A 19538-nucleotide genomic window follows, 5' to 3' on the forward strand; every position below is an offset into this window, starting at 1 on the left:
AATGGAACCGCCGTATACCGAACGGTACGTACGGTGGTGTGGGAGGTCGGCTGCCCAATTAATGGGTAGCCTCCTACCCGATTTGGATTCCCTTACTTCGAGGTAAGTACCCCACTTTAAAGTGCGTTCTTGTTTTATTTTTCAACTCCAATAAAATGATTCTCAAAACAAGAAACAGGAGGTTCTCCATGAAAACACTCATCATTGTGGCGCATCCCAACATTTCTAAGTCTGTCATTAACAAGAGGTTTATCGAAGAATTGCGAAAATATCCCGAAACATATACCGTCCATGAATTAACTTCCGCTTATCCAGATGGGATCATCGATGTGGAACAAGAGCAGAAGCTGGTCGAGGCTCACGATCATCTCGTTCTGCAGTTTCCGATCCAATGGTTCTCATGCCCGCCCATTCTGAAAACTTGGCTGGACGAAGTGCTGACTCAAGGCTGGGCTTACGGCAGGAACGGGGGAGACAAGCTGCAGGGGAAAAAAGTAGCTTTGGCAGTCACCGCGGGGATCCGGAAGAGCGATTATCTGGAAAGCGGCCGATACCACTATACGTTGGAACAGTTGCTGACACCGTTTGAGACCACTTTCCGCTATTATTGTCGTGCGGATTATCGCTCGTTTTTCGCTTTTTACGGTGCAGAGATCGTCCCTGGCGAGGAGTATTCTTCAAGTTCAGAAGAAATCGAGCAAGGCGTTAAAGACTATCTGGAGTTTTTGGATAAGTTATAAGTCTCCCGATTCTGCTCCCCCCAATCGCACATCATGTTTAAGATCGGGATGAGGGATTGTCCCCGCTCGGTCAGTGAATATTCCACTTTGGGAGGAATCTGCGGGTACTCTTTGCGCGAAATAATGCCATCGGCCATAAGCTCTTTCAGCATAACACTTAGCGTTTTATAGGAGACGCTTTCCAGGTATCGGTGAATTTCATTGTGTCGTAAAACCTTATGCTCCGCGAGTAAGTACATGATGGTCATTTTATATTTTCCGCCGATAATGGACAGCGTGTAATAGAAGCCGCTCTTTTCCAAGGCTGCTCCTGGTACAGCGCAACGGGTGTTCTTCATGCCCGCTCCTCCTTGTTTGGGGGGTAGTAGATCTTACTTAGGCATTACGCATTAATCATCTTGTCACTGTGATTTAACAGGCGCATTATATCTTTTTTGGGCGGTAAGCCAAACATGCGCGAGTATTCACGGCTAAACTGCGATGGACTATCATAACCCACCCGGAAAGCAACTTCTGCTGCATCTGCAGATTCAGATAATAATAAACTCCGTGCAGCTTGCAGTCTCAGTTGTTTTTGAAATTGAATCGGGCTCATGGTCGTTACCTCTTTAAAGTGGCGATGGAGGGAAGAAACACTCATATTTGCTATTTTTGCAAGGTCCTCAATCTTAAAAGACTGTTCAAAATGATTCATGATATATTCAATCACATCACTAACTTGGCTGGTGGAACTTCCTTCTATTGCGATTTGTTTTAGTGTGGCTCCATGCTCTCCTTGGAGAACTCTGTAGATGATTTCTTTCTTAATGATAGGGGCGAGCATTTTATGATCCACTGGATGATCCAGCAATCGAGCTAATCTTGTTACTGCGTCCAGCAAAGAAGGCTCTATTTTACTGACATACATTCCTCGTCTCGCATTTTCTTTCTTTTCGACACCCAATTGGAATTCATGCAGCGCTTCTAAAATTTCATGGACTGTGAATTCAATTTTTAGGGCCAGATAAGGAACTTTAGGTGAGGCTTCCGTAACTTGTCCGGTAATTGGCAGTTTTACGGATGCAATCAGGTAATCGGCAGGACCATATAGGAAACGCTCCTGTGAAAGCATCACCTCTTTCGCTCCTTGAACGACAATGCACAAGGAAGGTTTATGAACTCCGTACATCGGACCAATATGGCTGGAGTATCGTGAGAAAAATAAAGAAGGTATAGCAGTCGCTTGAGTTCCGTCTTGGCCAGTGTGCTTCTCTATCATTCAGCGAGCTCTGCTCTTTGCCTATATAATTGATCAAACATCTATAATCTTCCTTTGCCTAATCGGATGGTTCCATTATAAATCCTATTCATCGATTTCGTGAATGGTTGTGAGAGGATTATGCAATCATTTGGCAGGATTGTGATACCTGCCCCGATCTCATTTGAGTCATATTAAGAGTACAGGGGATTGTAATTAATCATTTAGTAAGAAGGTGAACAAAATGGAGTACGTGAAACTTGGAAATTCAGGATTGGATGTATCCCGTCTGAGTCTTGGATGTATGGGTTTTGGTGTGAAAGAACGCTGGGTTCACCCCTGGGTGATCGATGAAGAGAGCAGTCGCCAAATTATCAAAAAAGCTCTCGATTTAGGGATCAATTTTTTTGATACCGCCAATGTTTATTCAGACGGAACAAGTGAAGAATTTGTTGGTCGTGCTCTTAAGGATTTTGCCAACCGAGACGAGGTAGTTATTGCGACAAAGGTTTATTTTCCTACGGGAAAAGATTTAAACAGCCAAAAACCGAATGGCAGAGGACTCTCGCGAAAACATATTATGAGTGAAATTGATAAGAGCCTTAAACGGTTAGGAACAGATTATGTAGATCTTTATATCATCCACCGTTGGGATTATCACACTCCTATCGAAGAAACCATGGAGGCATTACATGATGTTATAAAAGCGGGTAAAGCTAGATATATTGGTGCTTCTGCAATGTACGCATGGCAGTTCCTCAAGGCATTGAATGTGGCAGAGAAATACGGATGGACCCGGTTTGTATCGATGCAAAATCATCTTAATCTTATCTACCGTGAAGAGGAACGGGAGATGTTGCCGCTCTGTAAGGAGGAAAAAATTGGGGTAACTCCATATAGCCCGCTTGCTTCAGGCAGATTAACACGCGATTGGTCAGAACATACGCTTCGATCTGAAACCGACAGTGTACAGAAATCAAAATACGATGCAACTGCAAGCACTGACCGTATCATTGTAGATCGGGTCGCCGAACTGGCGGAAAAACACGGTGTTCTTCGTTCACAAATTGCAATTGCTTGGTTGCTGCAAAAAGAAACGATAACCTCACCCATTATAGGGGCGACGAAAATATCCCATCTTGAAGATGCCGTTGGCGCATTATCAATTAAATTAACCCCCGAAGAAGTTGCTTATTTAGAAGAACCGTATGTACCGCATCCAGTAGTTGGAGCACTATAGATTTCTTTGATGCAACAAGGAGGATATGCATGGAGACAGTGACTTTATCCAATGGAATTAAGATGCCGATATTGGGTTTTGGCGTCTATCAAATCCCTGATCTTGCAGAATGTGAGCGAGTTGTAAGCGAAGCCATTGAAGTGGGGTATCGTTCAATCGATACTGCTCAAGCTTACGGAAATGAAGAAGCTGTAGGGAATGCTGTTCGAAAAAGCGGCCTGCCTCGTGATGAATTTTTCATTACCACAAAGGTTTGGATTTCGAATGCCGGCTACGAGAAAGCTAAAGCATCCATCGACGAATCTTTACAAAAGCTTCAATCCGACTATATCGATTTAGTATTAATCCATCAACCGTTTAACGACTACTATGGAACATATCGAGCGATGGAAGAGTATTACAAGAAAGGGATCATTAAAGCGATTGGAGTAAGTAATTTCTATCCTGATCGGTTTATTGATATTGCCAAGTTTAGTGAGATCACTCCAATGGTGAACCAAGTGGAAACCCATGTCTTTAACCAACAAAAGCAAGCCCAAAAGATTATGGAGAAATATGGTACTCAAATTGAATCCTGGGGACCTTTTGCAGAAGGAAGAAATCATTTCTTTACGAATGAAACCCTAAAAGAAATTGGAGTGCAATATGGGAAATCGGTTGCCCAAGTTGCGCTTCGTTATCTCATTCAGCGTAATGTGGTTGTTATTCCTAAAACAGTTAGGAAAGAACGGATGATTGAGAATTTCGATGTCTTTAATTTTGAACTAACCAATGAAGACATGGATAAAATTGCGAAACTGGATCAAGAACAAAGCTTATTCTTCTCACATTACGATCCAGAAATAGTTGAGTTTTTAACAGAACGCAGAATTGGTAAGTAGAATACAGCGGCGATCACTTCCCGGTATTCCACTGGGGAGAGGTCGCCGATTTACGTCTCAGATATTCCGATCCAGCAGTATCCCCGTTTGTTCAGCGATTACGCGAGGGGGCAGCGGCATCCCGTTCCTAAACCACCATTCTACTGTACCAACGATCGCTGCGCCAAAAAATTGAAGAAACATTTCTTCATTTAACCCCTGGTTTTTCCCTTCGGTAACATTTACGTCCGGCCTGTATTCTTGAATGACTAAATCAAGGAATCGACTGCGAAAATAAGCGGCACTTTTCGTATTTAACATCGTGGAAAAGAACAAATGATGTTCGGCAAAGTAATCGAACCAGACGTAGTTACCATCTGTAAACGTCATTTCGGATGCGGATTGGCAGAGATCCCGGAGATTATTAATATGTTCTTCGATAATCTTGTCAAGCAAGTCGTATTTGTCAACGTAGTGGAGATAAATTGTGCCTCGGTTCACGTTGGCTTTGTCGGCAATATCACGGATGGTTATGTCCTCAAAGTCTTTTTCAGCCATTAATTCAAGAATCGCACTTTTGATCGCGGTTTGCGTTTTTTGTACCCTTCGATCCACTTTCGTCATTTCTTAATCTCCTCTCCAAGATCCTCGTCAATTTTCAGTATTTTGTTCAATATTCGACATACCCAAAGGTATTGACGATTGTAAGTTGATTCATTCTGTTTAAAATTATAAACACGAGTTGATTAAACGATCAATGTTAATAATCTTCAATCCCAGATGAATAAGTAAAGGAGAGAAATACTATGTATAATGCTACATCAAAATTATCTAACGGATCGAGATACCGAATATAGGGCTTGGCACTTGGTTGCTGAATAATGAACAAGCAGAACGAGCATTAAAGGATGCGGTATCCCTCGGATATCGCCATATCGATACAGCTCAGGCTTATATGAATGAAGAAGGGGTGGGCAAAGGCATACGTACATGCGGCGCGGCCAGGGAGGAACTGTTCATCACGACCAAGGTAGCCGCAGAGGCAAAGACTTTTTTTACAGTTACACAGTCTATTGATGAGTCATTAGCCAAGTTAAGCGTCGATTACATCGATCTTCTCATTATTCATAGTCCGCAGCCTTGGGTAGAGTTTCGTGGGGAGAAGCGTTACTTCGAGGAAAACAAAGAAGTATGGAAAGCGCTGGAGGCTGCTTATAAAGCTGGAAAAGTGAAAGCGATCGGCCTTTCGAACTTCCTTCAGGATGATATCGAGAATATTTTAACGAGTTGTGAAATCAAACCGATGGTTAATCAGATCTTGGCTCATGTGGGCAACACGCCATGGGAGCTGATTGATTTTTGCCAGAAAAATGACATCCTGGTTGAGGCTTATTCTCCTATCGCCCATGGCGCTGATCTTAATCATGCGGAGATCAAGGCGATCGCTGATAAGTATGGGGTGTCGGTGGCACAGCTTTGCCTTCGATATGATATCCAACTTGGTCTTGTAGTTCTTCCGAAGACGGCCAATCCGGATCACATGCGGAATAATGCCGAGCTTGATTTTGTGATCAGTGATGCCGATATGGAAATCTTAAAAAATATTGAACCGATTCAAAACTATGGGGAGCACAGTTTCTTCCCCGTATTTGGAGGGAAATTATCATAAAATTAGGCGGGGGATATCAATGGCGAAACATGAAGAAGTGAAAAATGGAGTTCTATTCTCTCTAGGTGATAAAAATCCATTCTCTCAATTTTTTGTAGGTCAAAGCTATCTTCAAGGGTTAGTCTCTGATCCTCATGTGAATGTCAGCGTTGGGAATGTTACCTTTGAACCGGGATGCCGAAATAACTGGCATATTCACCGCGGGGGGTATCAGATTTTGCTAGTTACAGGCGGGGAAGGCTGGTACCAGGAAGAAGGCAAACCTGCCCAAAGCTTGAAAGCAGGGGATGTCATTGTCACACATGATGGCGTCAAACACTGGCATGGTGCCAAAAAAGACAGCTGGTTTGTTCACATCGCGATTACGTCAGGCAAGCCGGAATGGTTAGAACCCGTATCGGACGAAGAATACCATAAACTTTGAGAGAAGTTCGAAAGAGGGATTTTCTTTTCCTCCGTACAGGCACGGATGGGCCTCCGCCCACATACAATGAATTGACCCAAAATGAAGCGAGGTTGTATTCATCGTGATGTGAATCTGCGGGAGGTGTCATCTTTGCCGGGATTGTTTACCGCAATTGCTTTATTCATTAAACAGCTGACGTTGCTCGTATCGTATGTCAAAAATAATGCGTTTCCGCAGCCCCTGACCGAGGAAGAGGAAACGAAGCATTTACAGCGCATGGCGGAAGGGGATTCGGAGTCTCGCAATATCCTGATCGAGCATAACCTGCGGCTGGTGGCGCATATCGTCAACACGTTGTGAACACGAACCTATGTCAGGAAACGGCGCGTTTTGTGTGCAGCGGGCGGTTTGTGCGGTGAGGTGGGCCGAGCTATATGGAGCCTGAATCAGCCGGTCCGAGGGGGCCGGTTTTCTGCTTCTTCTGGAGTTAATACCGATACTTGAGAGCCTTGTACGGCAAGTATTCCGTATACCAATGGAGCTTGCCATTAAGATTGAAGGGAATAGCCGTATTCTACCATACTTCATATCTTCCAAATCTAGTATAATAAAGTATCGACATTTTTCTCCGAAAGGGTATGCGCGCGGTATGATGAACTTGTTTGATGTAGTACCGGAAGGATTATTTCATCTTCTGACGGGTTCCAATCGGAAGATATATGCGGAAGCACTGCTGCTTTTATACGAGCATTCGCAAAGGGAGCGGTTCGGCATTCGCTATGAAGTCATGCGGGATCTGCTGCAGGAGCTGCTGGAGACTCAACAAGAAACGGGTATGGTCATTTCTGCCGATGAGGATGAGCCGGTTGGAGCTGGAAGAGAGGATCAGCTTACGTTAGAGGATGTCTCCAGAGCTCAGGCCAATGCATTGCTGCGACGGCTGGAACGGGCGAAGTGGATTGATGTGGAAACCCGCAGCCAGTTCGAAGCTTATATTGTACTTCCCCATTATGCCAGCCGGCTGATTGCGGTGTTTCAGGAATTATGCGAAGCACGGACGGTCGAATATCAACGGTTTGCTTTTGTAACTTATCAGCTTCTTACCGGCGAGGAGGCCAAAATGCGCCCTTGTTTCGCCGTAATGGAGGCGGCACAGGTAACAAGGCAATTTCGCCATGAATTGATTGGGTTATACAATAATATGAAGCATCACATGGAGACAGTTGTTCAAAAAACTTCGATTCGCGAAGTGCTGGACCATCATTTTGAAACCTATAAATCGCAAATTGTAGATAAAAGCTATCACCGGCTCAAAACGTCGGATCATGTGGCGCGCTATCGTTTTCAAATCCTTCATACGGTTCAGAAGTGGCTCCTAGATCGGGGTTTGCTGCAGGAAGCTGCAATGGACGGCGTCAAGAGCGAGCTGTATGAAACGGTTGAACAAGCGGAATATGCCGTCAAGGAAGCTTTATTCTTCATTGAAGAAACCTTTGTCGGGCTGGAAGAGATTTTCTATCAGATTGATGTGCGGCATAACCAGTATCTTCGTTCTTCCTACGACCGGGCCAGATATTTGAGTCAGCAGCATGAAGGATTGGACCGCCGGTTGACACGTCTGCTGGAGTTGCTCGGCCAGCAAAAGCAGGATGCGGAATACTCGCTGTTCGCGATTAACCAGGTTCGCGGATGGTCAGAGCAGTCACTCCTGCCGCCGCGCCGCCGAAGGATGGCTCATCAGCCGGAGACCCATGTTACGGTTCCGATTCCGGCACACGTGATGGAGGAGCTGCGACAGAGGAACGTAGAGAAAATGCGCAAGGCCATTACCCGTAAAAAAGTGGATGATTACGTCATGACCCGGCTTGGTGACCGAAAGCGCATGGAACTGATCGAGCTCGCTCCAAGTAGTGCCGAGGAATTTCTTATGCTGGGGTATGTTTATTTGTATGGCTCGGATGGTGGCTCGCGTTTCAGCTTGGACCGGCAAGGCAAGCGGCAGACGGTTAGTGTCGGAAGATATCGATTCCACAATCACGACATTGTCCGTAAAGAGCGGGGAGGATAACGATTCATGATGTTTCAAGATTTGAGCGACTCTGAACAATCGAAGGTCAAAGAAGTAATCCAGCGACTCATGGAGGTTAACCTTCTGATCAAAGACAAGGACCGGGAGTTGTATGCGACAATTCGTCGCTACCGTACCGCGTTGGAGGGCTATTATCGATTCCTTGGTTGGGAACTTGTCGTGGACGAGCGGCATGAATGCGTCTATCTGCATATTCCCGATGGACGTCTTCGCCGTAGGCTTGACCGGGAACAGACACTATGGCTGCTGGTGTTGCGCTTACTATATGAGGAGAAGAGGCAAGGCCTATCGCTGGCGGATTATCCTATGATTACCCTTTATGAAATTCGCAGCAAGTACGAGACGTTCCGGCTGGAATGGGTAAACCGTACCGCATTGGACAGGCTGGTTAGATTGTGCGTACAGGCCCAATTGATTGAACCGCTGGATTCCGACATTCGTTCCGATGATGCCCGGTTCAAGCTGTTCCATACTTGGATCTATATGATTCAGACGGATGAGATGCAGTCGTTACTTGATAAGCTAGAATTGTACCTGACGAACGCGGAGGGAGGATTGCTGGATGAAATGGATGAAGCGGCTGCGTCTGATTAACTGGCATTATTTCAAGGACGAGGAGCTGGAATTCGGAAAACAGACGTTGATCACTGGACAGAACGCCGCGGGAAAATCGACGATTATTGACGCGCTGCAGGTGCTTTTCGTTGCTGATCATCGAATGATCAAGTTCAATGCGGCTGCACACGATGACGCCAAACGCAGCTTTATCAATTATCTTAGGGGAAAAATCGGCAGCGACGAGCGCTCCTTTTTGAGGGACGGCGATTTTACGACTTATATTGCAGCTGAATTCCGGGACGAGGACCGTAAGGAATGGTTCGTTGTCGGGGTAGCGATTGATGTATACCGAGGAAGCACGACCGGCGAAGAAGAGTATTTCATTTTGTCAGATCGGCGGTTGGATGATTTGCAGTTTGTCAAATCCAACGGCCAGCTGCTCAATCGAGACGAATTCCGCAAGCGCTACGGTGGGGAAAGCGTCAGGGTCAGCGGGCTCTCCGGAAAAAAGGCTTTGTTTGAAAGGAACAAGACCAACTATCAGAAAGCCTTACTCGCCCGGATGGGACAGCTTCATGATCGGTTTTTCACAATATTCACCAAAGCGCTCTCGTTCAAGCCGATCCAGAATATCCGTGCTTTTGTCTACGATTATATACTCGACCGAAAAGAGCTGCAGTTGGATTTGATGCGGCAAAATTTCGAGATCCACGAACGGTATCGCCAGGAGCTGGAGCATCTTCAGGAGAAGAAGCTGCACCTGCAATCCATACGTGAGTGTTATGCCCAGTATGCCAAATACAAGGAGACTGCCATTGAGCAGGATTATGTGATCCGGCGCTTGAAAGCGGATTACGAGAGTGAGAATCTGGAGCAGACCGAACGGGACAATGTCCGGCTGGAAGAAGAGCTGCGACAGCTTGCGGATGATATTGACCTTGCCGCCCGGTTGCAGGCGGAAGCCCGGGACAAGCAGCAGGATGCTTACCAGCGCTGGCAGAACCATGCTGCGGAGAAGCGCAAGAAAGAGCTGCACGAGGACATTGCCCGGCTCACCGCTCAACAGAGCGAGGGAGAGAGGCTCTTGCTCACGTATCGGAGACAAATTGAACGGGAGCTTCAGCTATTGGCGAACTTGTACGATTGGCCGGACAATCCGTACTGGACATGGAAGCCTGGAGAGAGGGAGACGCTTCGCAGTTATCAGGAGAGCCTGGCGCGTCTTGACGCTGTGGCACGTTGCGGAATCATTGAAGTCCATGAGGAAGAAGAGTGGACACGGGATCTGGCTGAGATTGGAGAAGGTCTAACGGCGTGGCGTGACAGGATGCTCGTTCAACATAACCAGTTGCAGGAAAAGCTGGGTGAAACGGACGCTCGAATCGAAGAGTTAAGAACGATCATTCGTGATCTGGAGCAGCAGAAGCGCAGCTATGCCGAACCGGTGCGCCAGTTGAAGGGCATCTTGGAGGAACGGCTGCGGGGCCGCTCGGCGGTTTGGGTGTTTTGCGAGCACATGGAGCTCAAGGAAGAGCTTTGGCGTAATGCGGTGGAAGGGTATTTGAACACCCAGCGCTTCGATCTGTTGGTTGAACCGGAATGTTTCGCAGAGGCATTGTCTATTTATGAAAGGGAGAAGCGAACCTATCGGCTGGAAGGCGTCGGTCTCGTCGATACGGAGAAGGAGAAGCGGTATTTGGGAACGGCCGTAACCGGTTCCCTGGCACTCGAGCTGCAGGCGGAGCATCCCGTAATCCAGGCGCACGTCGAGCATTTGCTGGGCAAGGTGATGAAGGCTGCAAACGAGCAGGAACTGCGACACCATCGTACAGCGGTGACCCAATCATGCATGGTTTACAACAACCTGGTAGCCCGGCAGATGCGCAAGGAGCAATACGAGGTTCCGTTCATAGGCGCCAAAGCCATCGCCCGCCAGTTGGAAATCCGCCGCTCCGAGCTGGTGTCTGCCCAGGACGAACGGCGCATGCTGTATGCTTGGGGTGAACACCTTTCCGAATGGATCGGCAAATTGAAGGAAACGGGCTGTACCAAGCTTGCCGACCATCTTGGCCTGATGCGGCATATCCACGAATGCTCGGAAATGCTATTGCAGAAGACAGAGGAACTGAATGGTCTCGATTTCAGCGAAGCGGAGCGGCTGCAGGCGGAGTATGAGCAGTGGAAGAAGGATGAACAGAAGTGGCAACAAAAATGGGGATCCTTACTCCAAAAGCAAACGGAAACCGAATCGAAAAAGTCCGAAGCGGAAGGAAAGCTGCACTTGCTTCGGATTAAGGTGCAAGAGTACGAAGCCGCATGGCGGAATTGGATCAATGAGCACGGCAGCGAGCGGGAAGCGGGAGCGATGCAAAGATACGAAGAAGCATGCAATTCGTCCGCCTCCACTTGGCAGAAAATCCAAAATTGGGAAGGCAGCTGGAAGGGTCAGCAGACACTGCGCGACAGCCAGTTCAACAAGCTGCAATTAATGCGGCAAAAATATAATATCGATCAAAATTTTATCGCCGACATCCAGAAGGTCACGAACGAGGATTACGATCGGCTGCTTGAAACGATCGAACACCTGAATATTCCGGAATATCAGGATAAAGTTGCGGCGGCTTTGAAAGAATCGGAAGAGGAGTTCAAGTCCCACTTTATTTTTCGGTTAAGGGAAGCGATCGAGATGGCCCGTAGGGAGTTTCACGAGCTGAACTATGCGCTGAGGCATTTTCCTTTTTCCGACGACAAGTATCATTTTGAGGTTTCCCCTAGTGAACGTTACAAGCGCTTCTATGATGCCGTGATGGATCCCATGCTTTTGGAAAAGGGTTCATTGTTCGAATTACCGGACAATGATCGTACCGAGGTTCTGCATGAGTTGTTCGATCTTCTGGTCAAAGGTGAGGCCGGACAATTGGAGGAGTTCTCGGACTATCGGCAATACTTGGATTTCGATATTATCGTAACATCCGGCAACGGCAAATACCGCTTCTCGCAAGTGCTGAAGGAGAAATCGGGAGGCGAGACGCAGACACCGTTCTATATTGCGATATTGGCTTCCTTCCACCACTTATATTCCGGAAAAAGCACGCGGCTTGTCATTTTCGATGAAGCGTTCAATAAAATGGACGAGCAGCGGATTCAATCCAGTCTGCGGTTGATTAAGCAAATGGGTCTGCAGCTGATTGCCGCCGTTCCCGATGAGAAGATGCAGCATATGGCTCCTGAGGTGTCCACCACGCTGTTCGTCAGCAAGCATAACTACCAGTGTTATGTAGACATGATTGACAAATGGGACAACGGGGCGGAAGACGAGATGGCGAGAGCGGGAGCCGTGGAAATAGCGGAATATGAGGCTGAGGCGGCTGCCGCATCGAATTTATCGAACGTTGACAACGGGAAATCCCCCTCAGCCGATGATGCGGATGAAGGAAACGGTCAAGGCTTTTTATTCTAGATTTTATGGTAAGGGGTGATCTGCTTGGAGATTCATGAAACGCCATATAAATCCAAATTTGTCTCCCAGCTGCTAAACCTCCTGTTGGACAAATACGAGTTAAGCCAGTCTTTTGTAACCGGGCAGCCTTCCAAGCAAAGGCCGCAGCTATCTCTTAACAAAAGTCCATTCTGGCAAGATTATACAGACGAAATGGATTTCCGTAAACGAATTTGGATCAACGAAGCAGCTTCCGAGTTGGAGCGGCTCGGACTTGTTGAACTCAATTGGGCCCGGTTTCGCACCGGCGAGCAGTTGGAAAGAATCTATCTGCGATGGAGTGAGTTGAAGACGGCTTATCGCGTTGCGGGGCGGATGCCGAAGCGGGACAAGCTGGAACGCTTGCGGCACATCCTTACTCCCTTATCCCGCCATCCTTGGGAATGGGTCAGGGTGTGGTCTGAACAAGCCGATGTATCGCTAGCCGAAGGTAAAACTGCCCACCTGGAGGTGGACGATCCAGAGGGGTATAAGGATCTTGTTTGTGTATTGCTGGAGCTTCCCAGGCTCGAGCGAGCCGTTCCAATAAGATTACTTAGCCAGAGGCTGTTCAAGGACTCCAAGCACATGGAAAGAAACGTTCAACGAAGGTTGCTTTCGCTCGCCAAGCAGGCATCAGGAGAGGAGCGTGAAACCGAGGAAGAATGGCTTGATTTCCTCGGGGTGGCCAAAAATCCACAAATTGTGCTGGTAAGCGGGCCTCTTTCATTCCGTACTACCGACAGTCGTAAGGTTGATATTGGAGTGTTTGCCGGTGGGGTTGGCTTATCGGATAAAACGGTGGAAGAAATGTATCAAGTGCAAACAGTTGCCACTCGGATAGTAACAATTGAAAACTTGGCGACTTATCATCTGTGGCTCGAACACGCTTCCGAGCTCCGCGACACAGAGCTTGTTCTATATACCGGGGGATTTCCCCATCGGTCATTGCAATCCTTTTTGTGTAGACTGGCAGAGCATTTGGCCTCGGCATCGGAAAAGAACATTGAAGTGTATCATTGGGGTGATATTGATCTGGGAGGAATCCGGATTTTTGAATACCTGCGGAAGAAATTCTTTTCTAATCTGAGGCCCATGCTAATGGATGCGGAGACGCTTCTTCGTTACGAGTCCTCAGCGGCGTCAATCAGCGATGAATATGCCGGAAAGCTTGAGGAGGCTCTAAAGGATACCCGACTGACCCATTGGAGGCAGGTGCTGCAAACGATGCTTGATCGAAGGATACGCTTGGAACAGGAAAGTATTGTGGAATTGGATTAAAGAAGAAAACAATGGACATTAACGTTCTGACTTTTTGTTATGGAGGAAAACCAGACCACTCATCTTTGACGAGGGGTTCAGGTAACGTTCTTGTATTCACGAATCCGAGAACCTTAAGGCAGCGTAGCTGCCGGCCACGACGCGGTTAGGTTCGCAGGGTTGTCTGCATGAAACTTCTCCCCCGAAATGCCTCGGGCAGACCAAGGGCCGTATGGCCCGAAGCGTGAATACGGTGTTAGCTGATGTTGCTGACTACCTTGAAATAGCCCGTACGATCTTTATGAAATTTCATTAAGTACGTGTTATAATAAAATTAATTTAGCTTTTCTAGATAGGGGTTGATCGAATGGCAGTTTCAAAAGATCATTTGAACAAATTAATTCAACAATTACCTGAAGAAGCCCTTCCAATCGCTGCTGATTTCTTGGAAAAATTAGTCACAAATAAAGAGTATCGTCATATCCCTTGGGATGATGAGCCAACTACTCAAGATGATATTGAAGCAATTAAAAAAGCTAAAGAATCCTTTAGACGTGGCGAGAGTATTAAACTTAAGGATGTTATCGATGACTTACTCAATTGAGTTCTATAAAGATGCTCTTAAGTATTTACAAAAATTAGATAGGACGAATCGTATTCGAATTACTCAACATCTACAAATTCTCTGTGAAGACCCTTATCATCCAGAGCTCGATATCAAAAGGATGCAAGGAACAATGGACGAATATCGATTACGAGTGGGTTCTTATCGAATTATTTATTCAGTTGAGAATGATAAGTTACTTATCCAAGTAATTAAAATTGGCTCTCGTGGTGATGTATATAAATCTTAACTTCTAGGTCTATTCTTACAGGGTAGGCCTTTTTACTTTTCTTCAGATCTTCAGCAATTTCAGCTAACGGCGCGGTTTGCGAAGTAAGGGTGGACGAGCTACATGGGCGATATGCCGGTCCGTGGGGACCGGTTTTCTGCTTCTACAGGATTCGGGGCGGTTTATGTTATACTGGTGATAAAAGAGCGGAAAAGCTTATGACATGGGGTGACATCGAATGGAAAAGGTCAATTCACCGGAAGAGTTGATGGAGAACATATCGAATATGAGCCGCGACAACTCCGTGTACCACTTTCATATTCCAGGAAAGGGAAAGTTCACTCTCGTCTTGCAAGAGGAAGAGCAGCGGTCCATTCAAGCTGACGTTGAGTCTAATCCGGAATTGAAGGTCATGATTGAACAAAGCAGGAAGGAATTCAAGCTTGGCAAAGCCTTGAGCACATCGGAGTTACTGAAATCCTTATCTCCCGAGGACTTTCGATCATGAACCGCGTAGTTTTATGGTCTCCGGCAGTAAGCTCTCCCAGTTTCGCAGCGAGTGATTTTCTCCCGAGAAAACGTATGATTTCATATAATTATTCATTCTTGAAACAGAAGCTATACTCACCAATCCCATTATAGGCAAAGCTTATACTGAGGAAGACAGACCTATGCGGGACTGTCGCGTATCATTGTGAAGAGGTCTAGGATTTCTTTTGAACAGCAGGAGAATGAAGTTTAGAATGTTCCTGTTTTGTTTCCCGGAGAGAAATGAAAATGATTGCTCAGATTTATAATTGGGAGGAGAACAGTTGGCTATGCCCCTGCCAAATAAGTTGGACCGACAAATGTCTGAGGATGAATGCAGCATTGACGATATCCTTGAATCGGCTGGAGTTTTAACTCCGGAACAAGCTGCGCATTTGACTGATGAAATCAAAAGGATGCGCGAAGAAGAATGGGAATGAATCTAAATAGCCTACCCATTGTAATTCCAACCGAGATACAGTGGGTTTGTTTATATACTCGGAATACTTAAAAGGAGAACAGACGATCATGCTTTATAGATGCAGAATCGAACTGAATGAGATTGCCCCGAAGATTTGGCGGGAGTTTCAATTTCATCCGGATGTGACGTTTCATCAGCTTCACAAAATCATCCAATCGGTCATGGGATGGGAAAATTACCATTTATACGAGTTTCATGTGAAAGAAAAGGTGATCGGTCTGCCCGATCCGACATTCGCAGATATGGAAGACCGAGAGGTATTGAATGCTCGAAGAGAAATCGTTCAGAAGCATGTTCGCGAAGAAAACACCGTATTTACATACGTGTATGATTTTGGAGATGATTGGCAGCACACGGTTACGTTGATCAAAATCGACGCATCGACATCCGACCCGGCACCCTTGTGTCTAGATGGTGCCCGCGGCTGTCCGCAGGAAGATGTGGGAGGCGTGTGGGGGCATCAGCATATGCTGGAAGTGCTGCTTACTCCCAATCATCCGGAGCGGGATCATTTTATAGGCTGGGTTCGAGAAGGATATGATCCCGAACATTTCTCCTGCGAAGAAGTGAATCAGGAGCTTGAGCGGCAGAAGGACAAGCTGATCCCCAAGTCACTGGTTAAGCGGCCGGTAGGGAAAAAGCCTGTGAAGCTGACGAAGTCTGCTCTGAATAAGCATCTGAAGCAGCTAAATAGCGACCAGCTTATCGATTTGGTGAAGGCTTGTTATGGCGCCAGCAAAGATATGGAGAAGTTTCTTGCTGTAAGAATACTGGGCGATGAAGCAGTAGAGTCTCTCTTTCAAGAGTATTGCAAGAAGGTTGAGAAAGAGTTTTTCCCTGAGCGGGGATTTGGCAAGCTGAGACTCCAGGAAGCGAAACATGCGATTTCGGAATTCGAGAGATTGACTGGAAATTCCAGGTACGCCCTGGAATTGAAGCTGGTCTACGTTGAAAATGGAGTTGATTTCACCCTAAGCTACGGGGATATTGATGAACGCTTCTACTACAGCATGGTGTCCATGTATGCCGATATCATTGATCAAGTAAATGAAGATGAAACAGCCGAGTTGTTCGACGAATTCGAGGAACGTCTCGAAGCCGTTGTTTCGAAAACAGAAGGGATCGGCTGGGGTTTTCATGACAATTTGGCTAATCTGCACGCTCAAATAAGATGGATTTAGGTGGGGAACTTAATGCGCGGCAGGAAGAAAAATAAGCGGACCGGTCAGAAATCGGAATTCACGGGGCTGTTGGAGCAAGACGAGAATTTCTATTTTATCGCCGGATATACGGATGGAGGCTTCCCGTATGGAATCACGTGGGAGGAATATGAGGCGGAACAACGCGGCGAGTTGATCAAAGCGACAGTAGCTGAGGGAGAACCTATGAAAGAATTGAAATTGACCAAGCAGCAGTTTCAGGAGATTGTGGATGCATACGACATGTACGTAGAAGGAATAGAGTCCTTCCTGAATATCGAAACTGGAGATGTTGTCATGTTGCGAACGTTTGACCGGGATGAAGAGGACGAAGAATTAAGCGAGGTCATTGAAGAAGGCTTTAATGAAATTTATTTTCGGATACCGAAACGGGAGTCGGATGAAGGATATACCGACATGGTTGATTTTGCGGAAACGGTTGAAGATAAAAAGCTGCAATCCACTTTGATGCACATATTAAGCGGCGGCAAGAGAATATTCCGAAGATTCAAGGATGCGTTATCTTCCGACAGCGAGCAGTTAGAGCGGTATTACCAGTTTGTTGAAGAGCAGAATCGCAAACGTGTTTCTGATTGGTTCGAATCCATTGAAGTGAAGTTGATTCTCGAGTAATAAAGAAATGTTTGGGCAGGGGATACCGGTGAAACGTTCTACAAGACAGACGATGATTAAGCTGTATGCTCAAGCGGTCATTTCGGAACTTCAACAATTAGGTTATCCCAATGATCAAGCTAAAGCAGTCTTTTTTCGACACTATCGAGACATGAAACGCTTATTTGGTCTTGAGCAGAATGTATGCGATTTTGCAAAGATGATTGATGAATTTGAACGTGCCATGCAGAAGAAGCATGACCCGAGTGATCCCAATTCAATTGCTGTTGGCCATCTAAACCACTTGGCTAAAACATACATCCTTAAGCATAAAAGCAACAAATGAGCAGGATTATTTTCCAAATGGCAACCGATATACGACCTGTGTCGCTGTCACCATTTCTAAAAGATGAATATGTAGACGCTGCGGCAGACCAACATATTCCCTTCTTTACCACGGTGCGATCTTATCAGGTGTTCATCGACTATTGGAATTCCAAGATGGAAAGAAGCATCCAAAGGGGGTGGTCCTCTTGAATTTATCCGATTTTTCCAGATACATAGATCCTGCAGTTGTACACAGAGGGAAGGAATACGCGTCCGAAGGACGGGTAATTTCCTTGAAGTCCATTGCCGATGAAAAGTACACTGCGGTTGTGCGCGGGTACGAGGATTATGAGGTTTATGTAAGGCTAGACAACGAGAACAACATAATGGAATCGGAATGCGATTGTCCGTACGATTTCGGGCCGGTATGCAAGCATCAAGTCGCCGTATTCCTCGAGCTTAAGAATAGAGAAGCAGACGGGGCATCTTCACCGGAGCCTTCTCTCCGGCAACTGTTGGAAGCAGAGAGCAAGGAGAAATTAATCGAATTGCTGCTCTCGATTGCATCGGATTCATATACCGCGGAAGAGCGCATTAGAATTCATTTGTCGAAAAGGGGCGCGGATCAGGAGTTGGACGCCTGCCGACGGTTGATTCGATCCTACATTGACACATATTCGGATGATCATGGCTTTGTGTCTTGGCGGAACGTAAGCCGCGCGGTGGAAGGTGCGGAGATCGTCGCTGAAAAGGCTCTCGCCGCCTTCGATGAAGGGGGATGGTTGCACGGGCTGGCGATTCTGTTTTGCATCATCGAAGAGATGATTGAATTATTGCAGTCCGCCGACGATTCGGACGGTGGAGTCGGGATCGTGATCGAAAGCTGTCTGGAATCGATCTTCAAGCTGGTTCAGGATCGCCATCATATTCCGGCGGAAGAACGCATGAAGATTTTCCGTCGGTTGTTGGAGGAGATACATCAACCTTATTATGACGGGTGGCCGGATTGGCAGCTCGCGCTCCTCGAGGCGGCGGGCGCGCTGATCGAGTCGGAAGAGATGCAACATCAATGGGATGATGCGGCGGATTCGCTCCTGGGTCATATGTCCGGGAGCAATTGGTCGAAGAGGTACGCAGACGAGCGGGTGGCTGTGCTCCGATATGGTCAAATATTGGAACGTTCAGATGAAGAACAGGCGAAAGCTTATTTGTATAGACATCTGCATTTCCCGGAAATCCGGGAGGTTGCGATTCGTGCGGCGCTTGAGCAAGGCGATGCCGAGGAAGCGATCCGATTGGCGGAGGCCGGGGAAGCTCAAGATCAGGAGCTGCCGGGGCTCGTCTATCGCTGGAAGAAATATCGGTATGAGGCATACCATCGCACAGGACAAGTCGAACAGCAGCGGAAACTCGGGATGGAGCTGATCATGAACGGAGGGTATGCGTATTATCGCTCTGTGAAGGATACATTTTCCGATGAGGGAGAATGGACTTTGTATTTGCAAGATATGTTAGATCAATTGGAGCAGAGCCCGAGGGGAGAGCATACGTATACCCAAATCCTGGTGGAAGAGGAGATGTTCGCACGGCTTTTGGAACATGTCCGCAAGGCACCTTACCGAATTGAATCGTTCTATGAGCAATTGCTAACGCATTACCCGGAGGAGGTGAAGGGCGCTTCTCGTGGCATATATCGAATTCCGGGCGGATCAATCCAGGGACAGGCGAGATTATGCCGATGTTTGCCGGATCATTCGAATGCTTCAACAGGTTGGCGGACGGAAAGAAGCGTTCACCGTCACACAAGAATTGTTAACCAAATTTCCGCGAAGACCGGCTTTCCGGGAGGAGTTGGGGAAGATCCGTTTTTGAACTTTATAATGGAATAAGAAGTAACGCGGTTTGTGCACAGCGGATTTTTTTGTGATGAGGGTGGACAAACCGGTATGCGAGGCCTGTAATTTTGATCTGAAACGAGTATGTTATAATAATGGCAAGATTAAGTCGGGTTGGATGGTGAC

The 19538-nt window shown here is 46.8% G+C and carries 19 protein-coding genes and 2 pseudogenes; 18 read left to right on the forward strand and 3 right to left on the reverse strand.

All coding sequences use genetic code 11. The features are described 5' to 3' along the window. Positions 1-188: 188 nt before the first annotated feature. The gene (locus RW092_RS18520) at positions 189-740 is read left to right on the forward strand and encodes an NAD(P)H-dependent oxidoreductase (RefSeq protein ID WP_085170912.1); all 552 of its coding nucleotides are present in this window, start codon (positions 189-191) and stop codon (positions 738-740) included. On the opposite strand, the gene RW092_RS18525 is transcribed toward RW092_RS18520, so the two are convergent. Beyond that, the gene (locus RW092_RS18525; RefSeq protein ID WP_316010940.1) at positions 713-1078 is read right to left on the reverse strand and encodes a winged helix-turn-helix transcriptional regulator; all 366 of its coding nucleotides are present in this window, start codon (positions 1076-1078) and stop codon (positions 713-715) included. The two genes, RW092_RS18520 and RW092_RS18525, sit on opposite strands and share 28 nt — an antisense overlap. Positions 1079-1122: 44 nt before the next feature. Beyond that, positions 1123-2039 (reverse strand): annotated as a pseudogene (locus RW092_RS18530) (AraC family transcriptional regulator). A 182-nt stretch (positions 2040-2221) separates the two neighbouring features. On the opposite strand from RW092_RS18530, the gene RW092_RS18535 reads away from it, so the two are divergent. Together RW092_RS18535 and RW092_RS18540 are read left to right on the forward strand one after the other, a co-directional pair. Then, entirely contained in the window at positions 2222-3217 is a 996-nt protein-coding gene (locus RW092_RS18535; protein ID WP_028540040.1) for an aldo/keto reductase, read from the forward strand. A gap of 29 nt (positions 3218-3246) precedes the next feature. After that, on the forward strand, positions 3247-4098 hold the full coding sequence (locus RW092_RS18540; protein WP_260071671.1) for an aldo/keto reductase: 852 nt from the start codon (positions 3247-3249) through the stop codon (positions 4096-4098). 57 nt (positions 4099-4155) lie between these two features. On the opposite strand, the gene RW092_RS18545 is transcribed toward RW092_RS18540, so the two are convergent. Then, positions 4156-4701, reverse strand: a complete 546-nt coding sequence (locus RW092_RS18545) for a TetR/AcrR family transcriptional regulator (protein WP_316010941.1) — start codon at positions 4699-4701, stop codon at positions 4156-4158. A gap of 247 nt (positions 4702-4948) precedes the next feature. On the opposite strand from RW092_RS18545, the gene RW092_RS18550 reads away from it, so the two are divergent. From RW092_RS18550 to RW092_RS18620, 15 genes and pseudogenes are all read left to right on the forward strand, one after another. Further along, positions 4949-5746 (forward strand): aldo/keto reductase, encoded by a 798-nt coding sequence (locus tag RW092_RS18550; protein WP_316010942.1) that lies wholly within the window; start codon positions 4949-4951, stop codon positions 5744-5746. 19 nt (positions 5747-5765) lie between these two features. Continuing rightward, positions 5766-6170, forward strand: coding sequence for a cupin domain-containing protein (locus RW092_RS18555; protein WP_028540255.1), 405 nt, complete (start codon positions 5766-5768; stop codon positions 6168-6170). Between the two features lie 132 nt (positions 6171-6302). Next, a pseudogene (locus RW092_RS18560) lies at positions 6303-6500 on the forward strand (RNA polymerase subunit sigma-70); the annotation flags it as partial. A gap of 301 nt (positions 6501-6801) precedes the next feature. Beyond that, positions 6802-8220: a Wadjet anti-phage system protein JetA family protein gene (locus RW092_RS18565; protein WP_023554900.1), complete on the forward strand. Its 1419-nt coding sequence runs from the start codon at positions 6802-6804 to the stop codon at positions 8218-8220. A 6-nt stretch (positions 8221-8226) separates the two neighbouring features. Continuing rightward, positions 8227-8835, forward strand: a complete 609-nt coding sequence (locus RW092_RS18570) for a DUF4194 domain-containing protein (RefSeq protein WP_023554899.1) — start codon at positions 8227-8229, stop codon at positions 8833-8835. Continuing rightward, entirely contained in the window at positions 8804-12259 is a 3456-nt protein-coding gene (locus RW092_RS18575) for an ATP-binding protein (protein ID WP_127608671.1), read from the forward strand. The genes RW092_RS18570 and RW092_RS18575 overlap by 32 nt, the downstream gene beginning before the upstream one ends. Positions 12260-12283: 24 nt before the next feature. Then, positions 12284-13558, forward strand: a complete 1275-nt coding sequence (locus tag RW092_RS18580; RefSeq protein ID WP_083351195.1) for a Wadjet anti-phage system protein JetD domain-containing protein — start codon at positions 12284-12286, stop codon at positions 13556-13558. Positions 13559-13904: 346 nt separating this feature from the next. Then, positions 13905-14141: a hypothetical protein gene (locus tag RW092_RS18585; protein ID WP_023554896.1), complete on the forward strand. Its 237-nt coding sequence runs from the start codon at positions 13905-13907 to the stop codon at positions 14139-14141. Continuing rightward, on the forward strand, positions 14125-14391 hold the full coding sequence (locus RW092_RS18590; RefSeq protein WP_023554895.1) for a type II toxin-antitoxin system RelE family toxin: 267 nt from the start codon (positions 14125-14127) through the stop codon (positions 14389-14391). Before RW092_RS18585 ends, RW092_RS18590 begins: the two co-directional genes overlap by 17 nt. A 217-nt stretch (positions 14392-14608) precedes the next feature. Next, a complete protein-coding gene (locus RW092_RS18595) occupies positions 14609-14878 on the forward strand; it encodes a hypothetical protein (RefSeq protein ID WP_074730222.1) in 270 nt (89 codons plus the stop codon). 310 nt (positions 14879-15188) lie between these two features. Then, entirely contained in the window at positions 15189-15338 is a 150-nt protein-coding gene (locus tag RW092_RS18600; protein ID WP_023554893.1) for a hypothetical protein, read from the forward strand. Between the two features lie 88 nt (positions 15339-15426). Continuing rightward, complete coding sequence (locus RW092_RS18605; protein ID WP_316010943.1) at positions 15427-16560, forward strand: DUF6155 family protein; 1134 nt, start codon at positions 15427-15429, stop codon at positions 16558-16560. 12 nt (positions 16561-16572) lie between these two features. Further along, the gene (locus RW092_RS18610) at positions 16573-17211 is read left to right on the forward strand and encodes a UPF0158 family protein (protein WP_316010944.1); all 639 of its coding nucleotides are present in this window, start codon (positions 16573-16575) and stop codon (positions 17209-17211) included. A gap of 52 nt (positions 17212-17263) precedes the next feature. Continuing rightward, positions 17264-17536 carry a nucleotide exchange factor GrpE gene (locus tag RW092_RS18615; protein WP_019537555.1) on the forward strand — a complete coding sequence of 91 codons (273 nt, stop codon included), beginning with the start codon at positions 17264-17266 and terminating at the stop codon, positions 17534-17536. A 187-nt stretch (positions 17537-17723) separates the two neighbouring features. Beyond that, positions 17724-19406 carry an SWIM zinc finger family protein gene (locus RW092_RS18620; RefSeq protein ID WP_316010945.1) on the forward strand — a complete coding sequence of 561 codons (1683 nt, stop codon included), beginning with the start codon at positions 17724-17726 and terminating at the stop codon, positions 19404-19406. The last annotated feature ends 132 nt before the right edge of the window (positions 19407-19538 follow it).

The organism is Paenibacillus sp. 3LSP (genome assembly GCF_032465655.1).
Taxonomy (GTDB): domain Bacteria; phylum Bacillota; class Bacilli; order Paenibacillales; family Paenibacillaceae; genus Fontibacillus; species Fontibacillus barengoltzii.